The 3,853-nt window shown below is 62.5% G+C and carries 5 protein-coding genes; 3 read left to right on the top strand and 2 right to left on the bottom strand.

Annotated elements, in window-relative coordinates; all coding sequences use genetic code 11:
• Together ACJWXQ_RS09360 and ACJWXQ_RS09355 are read right to left on the bottom strand one after the other, a co-directional pair.
• Positions 1 to 275: MAPEG family protein (locus ACJWXQ_RS09360; protein WP_406672667.1), on the bottom strand; the 275-nt coding region annotated here is incomplete at its 3' end.
• Positions 275 to 703: a DUF4389 domain-containing protein gene (locus tag ACJWXQ_RS09355; protein ID WP_346051167.1), complete on the bottom strand. Its 429-nt coding sequence runs from the start codon at positions 701 to 703 to the stop codon at positions 275 to 277. The genes ACJWXQ_RS09360 and ACJWXQ_RS09355, both read right to left, overlap by 1 nt.
• 86 nt (positions 704 to 789) lie before the next feature.
• On the opposite strand from ACJWXQ_RS09355, the gene ACJWXQ_RS09350 reads away from it, so the two are divergent.
• The 3 genes from ACJWXQ_RS09350 to ACJWXQ_RS09340 form a co-directional block, all read left to right on the top strand.
• Positions 790 to 1,551, top strand: a complete 762-nt coding sequence (locus ACJWXQ_RS09350; protein ID WP_406672666.1) for a zinc-dependent peptidase — start codon at positions 790 to 792, stop codon at positions 1,549 to 1,551.
• Positions 1,552 to 1,626: 75 nt separating this feature from the next.
• Complete coding sequence (locus tag ACJWXQ_RS09345; RefSeq protein ID WP_346051165.1) at positions 1,627 to 2,439, top strand: TatD family hydrolase; 813 nt, start codon at positions 1,627 to 1,629, stop codon at positions 2,437 to 2,439.
• Between the two features lie 112 nt (positions 2,440 to 2,551).
• Positions 2,552 to 3,853: M20/M25/M40 family metallo-hydrolase (locus ACJWXQ_RS09340; RefSeq protein ID WP_406672665.1), on the top strand; the 1,302-nt coding region annotated here is incomplete at its 3' end.

The following is a 3,853-nucleotide window of genomic DNA, read 5'->3' as shown; positions in this document are numbered from 1 at the left end:
GGGAACAACAGGGCTGCCCAGGCGGTGACCGTGTTCTGCCAGTCCAGGGCAATTATCAGCAACAGCAGCGCGGCCCAGGCGGGGAAGTTTTCCTTGAGGTTATTGTGGGCGCGCACTGCCCGCTCACCCCAGGGCTGCAAGGGCGGCAGGCCCTCCGTTTCCCGGTTGGAGGCCAGCCAGCGCACGCCGAAGGTCTCCTTCTTGGCCACCGAGGCCGGCAGCCAGGCCAGGGCCATCAGGAGGCTGGCCAGTACCAGCCCCCAGGCCTCCAGCATCAACTCTGACTCCCGCTGTCACCGGCAGAGCCCGTCGTCGTGCTGCTGCCACCACTGCTTTTGGCAGTCTTTTTCTTGGCCGCCTTCTTGCGGGTGGTCTTCTTGCTGCCGCGACTGGCCCCGGCCTTGCCCACCGGACCACTGGGCCACTTATCGAAGGGAAACGGCAGGTCCTCGCTGTTGAAACTCAAAAAGCACAGGACCTGATACCCCCAGGTGCTCATACTCTGACCGAATGCACGCAACTGTTCGTTGGGCTGGCCGGCAAACAACTGCCACAGGAAAAGCACCAGAATGATCACACCGAATACAAAGCTGGCGACCCAGGCAAAGAACAGAAAGATCACCATGTAGAGCAAGCGCAGCCAGGTGGCCCGCGACTTGACGTGTTCCCTTATGTCCTCGCTATCGAAATCATCCGCTTTCATGGGACCTCCAGAATGGTTATCGGGGGGTGCTTTTGCGCGAAGCCTAGCACACCCTTACTATGGAAGGATTACACAGAAAATTCCACATGTTTAATCTGATCAGAAACTGGCGTGAAAAACGCCGACTTCAAGCCCTCCCCGTTACGCCGGCCCAGTGGGAATCGGCGACTGCCGACTGGCATGTGATGCGGCGTTACCAGGGAGAGGCCCGCGAAAGGCTCCGGGAACTGAGTCTGCGATTCCTGCTGCGCAAACGCTTTGAAGCCGGCGGTGGCCTGATGGTTACCGATGCCATGCAACTGCGCATTGCCACCATGGCCGCCGTGCCCATTCTGGAGCTTGGCCTGGACTGGTATGACGGCTGGTACTCCATCATTCTCTACCCGGCCGAGTTTGTTCCCACCCAGGAATATGAGGATGATTTCGGCGTTGTTCATCGCGACCGCCACCCCCTGAGCGGCGAAGCCTGGCTCCAGGGCCCGGTCATCCTGTCCTGGAACGATGTCATGGCCGCCGACCCGGACGCCGCCTACAACGTGGTCATTCACGAGCTGGCCCACAAGCTGGACATGCTCAGTGACGGTCCCAACGGCTCCCCGCCCCTGCATCGGGGCATGGACCCGGAGGCCTGGACCCGGGCCTTTACCGACGCCTGGGAGGATCTGGAGGCCCGAGTGGAGGAGGAAGCGCCCCTGCCCCTGGATCCCTACGCCCTGGAGAACCCCGGCGAATTCTTCTCCGTGGCCAGCGAGACCTTCTTCGAGTCGCCCCGCCGAATCCGGGATGCCTGGCCGGACCTTTACGAACAGCTACGCCTGTTTTACCGCCAGGACCCGGCCGCCGCTTGAGAAGCGGGCCCATCTTGCGCAGAATTGCGCCTCCATCGGAGATCCATCTGATTACCGCAGCGACGAGGAGCCTGCATGACCGCCCTGGAGAAATCCCCCGCCCCCCTCATCGATATTGGCGCCAATCTGAGCCACGACAGCTTCGATCATGACCGGGATGCGGTCATCCAGGCCGCCGACGAAGCCGGTGTCAGCCGCATGATCCTCACCGGGGCCAGCGTCAAGGGCAGCCGTCAGGCCCTGGCCCTGGCTGAACAATGGCCCGATCGCTTCTGGAGCACCGCCGGTGTGCATCCCCATATGGCCAAGCATTATGTGGATGAAACCAACGGCATTCTGCGCGGCTTCCTGGCCTCGGAGAAATGCGTGGCCGTGGGTGAATGCGGCCTGGACTACTTCCGGAACTTCTCCGAACCGGCAGACCAGCAACAGGCCTTCCGGGCCCAGCTGGAGATTGCCTGCGAGATTGGCTATCCGGTCTTTCTGCACCAGCGCGATGCCCATGAGGATTTTCTTGCCATCCTCGACGAATACCTGCCGCGGCTGTCGAGCGCCGTGGTGCACTGCTTCACCGGCAGCGGCGAGGAATTGGCGCACTACCTGGAACGGGACCTGTATGTGGGGATCACCGGTTGGATCTGCGATGAGCGCCGCGGGACGCACCTGCGCGACATCGTCCACCAGATCCCGGATGATCGCATCATGATCGAAACCGACGCGCCCTATCTGCTGCCACGGGATCTGAAACCCAAGCCTTCGACCCGGCGCAATGAGCCCAAATGGCTGCCCCATGTGCTGGCTCGCGTGGCAGAATGCCGCAACGTGGACCCCGAAACCCTGGCACGCCAGACGACGGCGAATGCCGAGCGCTTCTTTCGGCTGGCCTGAGCTTCGGGTGAGGGGTGAGGGGTGAGGGGTGAGGAGCCGTACTCCCCTAACTCCTGACCCCTCACCCCTAACCGTATGACCGTATCACCGTCAAAATACAGAGAGCGCGAATATGGATAGCAAGGCCCTGCAGCAGTTTGTGAACGGCAAGTGGGATGAGGAGATCATTCCGGAGCTTGAGGAGTACATCAAGATTCCGGCCAAGTCTCCCGACTTTGACGCCGACTGGGAGAAGCACGGCTACATCGATGAAGCGGTGAAGCATGCCGAGGCCTGGTGCCGAAAGCAGCCGGTGGACGGCATGTCGGTGGAGGTGGTCAAACTCGAGGGCCGCACGCCCCTGCTGTTCATCGAGATCGAGGGCCAGAAACCCGGCACCGTGGTGCTCTACGGGCATCTGGACAAGCAACCGGAATTCACCGGCTGGGAGCCGACGCTGGGCCCCTGGAAGCCGGTGATTCGCGACGGCAAGCTCTACGGCCGGGGTGGCGCCGACGACGGCTATGCGGTCTACGGCTCACTGACCGCTATTGCCGCCCTGCAGAAACAGGGCATTCCCCACGCCCGCTGCGTGCTGCTGATCGAGACCTGCGAGGAGTCCGGCAGCTATGACCTGCCCCCCTATATCGATCACCTGAAGGATCGGATCGGCAATCCGGACATGGTGGTCTGCCTGGACGCCGAGTGTGGCAACTACGAACAGCTCTGGACCACCACCTCCCTGCGCGGGAACCTGGTCGGCACCCTGCGGGTGGATGTGCTTGAGGAAGGCGTACACTCGGGTAGTGCCAGCGGCATCGTGCCCTCCAGCTTCCGGGTCCTGCGTGAAGTGCTCGACCGGGTTGAAGACCCGGCTACCGGCGAGATGCGGCTGGAGGAGCTCAAGGTGGAGGTCCCGGCGGAGCGCCTGGACCAGGCCCAGGCCGCCGCGGACGTGCTGGGCGAGTCCATCGCAAGGAAATATCCCTTTTCTTCCAAAGAGATGGAGCCAGTTTCTGATAAGCCACTTGAACTGCTGCTGAATAATTCCTGGCGGCCTACCCTGTCGGTCACCGGGGTCGACGGCATCCCGGATTTCGCCAATGCCGGCAATGTGCTGCGACCCTACACGGCGGTCAAGCTGAGCTTCCGCCTGCCGCCCACCTGTGACGCCCAAAAGGCCGGCGAAGCGGTCAAGAAGGCCGTGGAGACCGACCCGCCCTACGGCGCTAAGGTGGAATTCAGCATCGATTCACCCCAGAACGGCTGGAACGCCCCGGCCATCGCCGACTGGCTGGACGAGGCCATGCAGGCCGCCTCCAACCGCCATTTCGGCAAGGACGCCATGTACATGGGCATGGGTGGCAGCATTCCCTTCATGGGCCTGCTGGCCGAGAAATTCCCCGAATCCCAGTTCCTGGTCACCGGCGTCCTC

The organism is Natronospira sp. (genome assembly GCF_007134575.1).
Taxonomy (GTDB): domain Bacteria; phylum Pseudomonadota; class Gammaproteobacteria; order Natronospirales; family Natronospiraceae; genus Natronospira; species Natronospira elongata.
This window is presented reverse-complemented; position numbering and strand designations above follow the sequence as displayed.

What these genes read in the sequence shown, in the direction of transcription:
- ACJWXQ_RS09355 (WP_346051167.1), bottom strand. Translation starts at nt 703, where the DNA reads ATGAAAGCGGATGATTTCGATAGCGAGGACATAAGGGAACACGTCAAG.
- ACJWXQ_RS09350 (WP_406672666.1), top strand. Translation starts at nt 790, where the DNA reads ATGTTTAATCTGATCAGAAACTGGCGTGAAAAACGCCGACTTCAAGCC.
- ACJWXQ_RS09345 (WP_346051165.1), top strand. Translation starts at nt 1,627, where the DNA reads ATGACCGCCCTGGAGAAATCCCCCGCCCCCCTCATCGATATTGGCGCC.